The following is a 3,848-nucleotide window of genomic DNA, read 5'->3' as shown; positions in this document are numbered from 1 at the left end:
ATGGACGCCGCCATCACCGCCGCCCGCGAGGGCAGGGAGGACGCGCTGGACGCCATCGCGGGGGAGATCCGCGACTTCTGCGCCAAGTACCCCATCCCCGGCTGGGGCGCCTAGCTCGCCTGACGCCCGCGATTCGCCGCTTTGTTCCGCTGTCGCGGCGGGCGTGGGTTTGTCGGTTCCACCGACGGCGTCGCGTCGCGTTCGTGTCACAACGGTCTGATCATGCGTTGGGCGCGGCCGAGGAACCTGCCGTGGCCTTGGGTGTTTGTTCCGCTGTCGCGGCGGGCGTGGGTTTGTCGGTTTCACCGACGGCGTCGCGTCGCGTTCGTGTCACAACGGTCTGATCATGCATCGGGCTCGGCCGAGGGACCCGTCGTGGCCTTGGCGGGCGTGGGTTCGTCGGCCGCACCAACGGCGTCGTGCCACCGATCGCTTCGTGCGTTTGGGTTCCTGGTGTCACGGACGTTGGACGACTCGTTTGCCGCGGCCGAGGAACCGACCGTCCGTGGTGGGCCGTTGGCCTCGTTGCGCGAATGGCGTTCCCGCATGGGATCGACCCGCGTTCGGGGGTTCCTGTTGTCACAGTGGCTTGGCTGTTTGTTCGCCGCGGCCGAGGAACCGACCGCGTGCCGCTTGTGGTGGAGGACCGTTCCAGCAGCCCCCGTGTCGGTGTCATCGACGGGTCGTAGAGGATCGGGATTGTGACCCAGCAAGGCACCGCCCCGAAACAACGCGTCATCGCGCCCCGCGCCCTCGTGCTGGGGGGCGCCGTGGTGGCTGGCGTGGGGGTGGCCGTGGTGGTCTTGTTGGTGGGCGGCGGGGTGGTCACCGACGCGATTCCCGGGCTGCCCGCGCGGGATGTCGTGGTCGCGTGGCTGGTGCCGATGCTCAAGTTGGGCAATGATGTGTTGGCCGCCGCCGTCGTGGGGTGTTGCGTGGCAGCGGGGTTCTTTGTGGATGGTGACGAGGGGCGGGTCAGGGCGCGGGCCTATCGGTGGCTGCGGATCGGCGGGTGGTGCGCCGTGGCGTGGGCCGTCGTGGCGATCGCCCAGGCGCCGGCGAACCTGGCCGACACGACCGTGCAGCCGCTGTCGAACATCACGGTCGGCGGGGTGTGGAGCTACATCGCCGACACCGAAAACGGGCTGGCCTACACGATGGCGGCGGTGTTGGCGCTGATCGCGGCCGTGATCGCGTTGAACACCCTGACCGTGACGGGCGCGGCGTTCGCGTCGTTGTTCGCCGTGGCCGCCGCGCTGCCGCAGGTGTTCACGGGACACGCCACCGCCTCGGGCGACCACCAGATCGCGGTGGACTCGATGATCTTCCATGTGCTGGGCGCGCTGCTGTGGGCGGGCGGGCTGTTGGCGTTGTTGTTGGCGCGCAAGCTCGACGCCAGGGCGCCGCGACGGTACTCGGCGCTGGCGCTGGTGGCGTTCGTGGCCGTGGGCGTGTCGGGCGTCGTCAACGCCGCCACCCGCATCCACCGCCTCGGCGACCTGGCGTCCACGGCGTACGGGCGCGAGGTGCTGTTCAAGGCCGCCGCGCTGCTGATCCTGGGCGGGTTCGGGCTGTGGCACCGCCGCGCCACACTGCCCAAACTGGACGACAACCCCGGGCTGTTCCGCCGCTTCGCGGGCGTCGAACTCGTCGTCATGGCCGCCACCTTCGGCCTGGCCGCCGCGCTGTCGCGCACGCCCTCGCCACCCTCCGATCAGGAGGAATCGGCGGCGCGGTCCCTGCTGGGCTTCGAGATGCCGCCGCCGTTGACCGCTCGCTCCCTGGTGGCCGACTGGTACCCCGAGCTGGTGATCTGCACCATCGCGGCCGTGTCGATCGGGCTGTACCTGGCGGGCGTGGTGCGCCTGTACCGCCGCGGCGACCGCTGGCCGATCAGCCGCACCGCACTGTGGACGGTCGGCTGGCTGATCACGGTGTTCGTGACCTCGTCGGGCATGGGCCGCTACGGCATGGTGCTGTTCAGCGTCCACATGATCCAGCACATGACGCTCAACATGCTGGTGCCGATCCTGCTGGTGCTGGCCGCCCCGATCACCCTGGCGCTGCGCGCGTTCAAGCCCTCGTCGGGCCGCGGGCCGCGCGAATGGCTGACGCTGGTGCTGCACTCCCGCGTGGTGCGTTTCGTGTCGCATCCGCTGATCGCCTTGGGGCTGTACGCCTTCAGCCTGTACATGATGTACTTCACGGGCCTGTTCGAGTGGGCGATGCGCTCCCACGCGGGGCACCTGTACATGCTGTTCCACTTCCTGGCGGCGGGCGGCCTCTTCTACTGGCTGATCATCGGCCCCGACCCGTCCCCGCGCCAGATCCCGTACCCGCTGAAGGTGCTGCTTTTCTTTGTGGCCGTGGTGTTCCACACCATCTTCGGGCTCACCATCATGCAGTCGGCCGACGTGATCGCGATCGGCTGGTACGACGCGCTGGGCCGCATGGGCCACGCCGCCCTGCTGGCCTCGCAGCACGCCGCGGGCGGGATCGCCTGGGGCTTCGGCGAACCGCCCAGCGTCATCGTGCTGGGCGCCCTGATCTGGCAGTGGTCGAACAGCGAGGACCGCGCGGCGCGGCGCATCGACCGCATCTCCGATCGCGCGCAGGCAAGCGGCCACCCCGAGGACGACCCGCACGAGCAGTACAACGCCTACCTGGCGCGGCTCGCCGAGGCCGACCGCAAGGCGGGGCTTCGCGACTAGTCGATCGCGGTCAGACCCGCCAGGATGACCCGCAGCCCGAACTCGAAGTCCTCGTCGAAGTCGGGGTTCACGAAGGCGTCGCCCGCCTCGGTCATGAGCGGGTACCGCCTCGCGTCGAGGATCTCGGACATGGCCTCGGGGCGGTACGGGTTGTCCTCGCTATAGTCGACGCCCTCGCGTGACTGCTGCTCGATGGTGAAGCCGATCGTGAAGTGGAGCAGGATCGGGACCGCCTGGGCCGCGCGCTTGAGCGTGAAACCGTTGTCCTGCAAGGTGCGCAGGCTCAGCTCGACGACGCGGAACATCGCGGGGTCGGAGATCGAGGTCCCCGCCAGCATCCGCCCCCCGTCCCGGTGGGCCAACATGGCGCGGCGGGTGCGCCGCGCGCCCTCGGCGAGCCAGTCCTGCCAACTGTCGCCCCGACGGGGCGCCTCGACGTCGGTGATCGCCGCGGTGAAAACGCGGTCGGCCATGGCGTCCAACAGTTCGCGCTTGTTCTTGACGTGCCAGTACAGGGCGGGCGCCTGCACGCCGAGTTCCTTGGCGACCAGGCGCATGGTGAGGCCGTCGAGCCCGACCTCGTCGATCAGCTTCAGCGCGGCATCGGCGATGACCTCGGAATTCAGTTTCATGCGGATCTCCTGGAACGCTCGGGTAGACACCTTAACATGATTAGTGCTAGCTTTAACAACGTTAAATTTAACGCCGTTAAGGAGGAGACCATGACGCAGGTGATCATCGCCGGTGGCGGTCCGACCGGCCTCATGCTGGCCTACGAACTCACGCTGGCGGGCATCGAGGTCCGCCTCGTCGACAAGCTGCCGCGGCGATCCCCCGACAGCCGCGCGGGCGGCATGCACGCCCGCACCATGGAGGTCCTCGACCAGCGCGGCATCGCCGACGACTTCGACGCGGCGGGCTGGAAGACCGCGCGCGGCCACTTCGCGACGATCTGGCTGGACTACTCGGGCTTCGACACCCGCTACAACTACATGCTCGGCCTGGTCCAGTCCAAGATGGAGGTCATCCTGGAGGAGAAGGTCAACGCGGCGGGCGTCGAGGTGGAATGGGCGTCGGAGGTGGTCGGCGTACAGCAGGACGCCGACGGCGTCGCCGTGGAAATCCAAGGCCCCCAAG

Annotated in this window: 3 protein-coding genes; 2 read left to right on the top strand and 1 reads right to left on the bottom strand. The window is 69.0% G+C overall.

Features of this window, described 5'->3' with window-relative positions:
- The first annotated feature begins 701 nt into the window (after positions 1-701).
- Positions 702-2,711: a bifunctional copper resistance protein CopD/cytochrome c oxidase assembly protein gene (locus tag VE172_RS03030; protein ID WP_324796974.1), complete on the top strand. Its 2,010-nt coding sequence runs from the start codon at positions 702-704 to the stop codon at positions 2,709-2,711.
- On the opposite strand, the gene VE172_RS03025 is transcribed toward VE172_RS03030, so the two are convergent.
- Positions 2,708-3,343: a TetR/AcrR family transcriptional regulator C-terminal domain-containing protein gene (locus VE172_RS03025; protein WP_324796971.1), complete on the bottom strand. Its 636-nt coding sequence runs from the start codon at positions 3,341-3,343 to the stop codon at positions 2,708-2,710. The genes VE172_RS03030 and VE172_RS03025 overlap by 4 nt on opposite strands.
- 90 nt (positions 3,344-3,433) lie before the next feature.
- Between VE172_RS03025 and VE172_RS03020 the strand changes: the two genes are divergently transcribed.
- Positions 3,434-3,848: FAD-dependent monooxygenase (locus VE172_RS03020; protein WP_324796967.1), on the top strand; the 415-nt coding region annotated here is incomplete at its 3' end.

Origin of the sequence: Stackebrandtia sp., from assembly GCF_035643755.1 — a bacterium.
Classification (GTDB): Bacteria; Actinomycetota; Actinomycetes; order Mycobacteriales; family Micromonosporaceae; genus Stackebrandtia.
The sequence above is the reverse complement of the archived record's forward strand: the minus strand, read 5'-3'. Positions and strand labels throughout refer to the sequence as shown.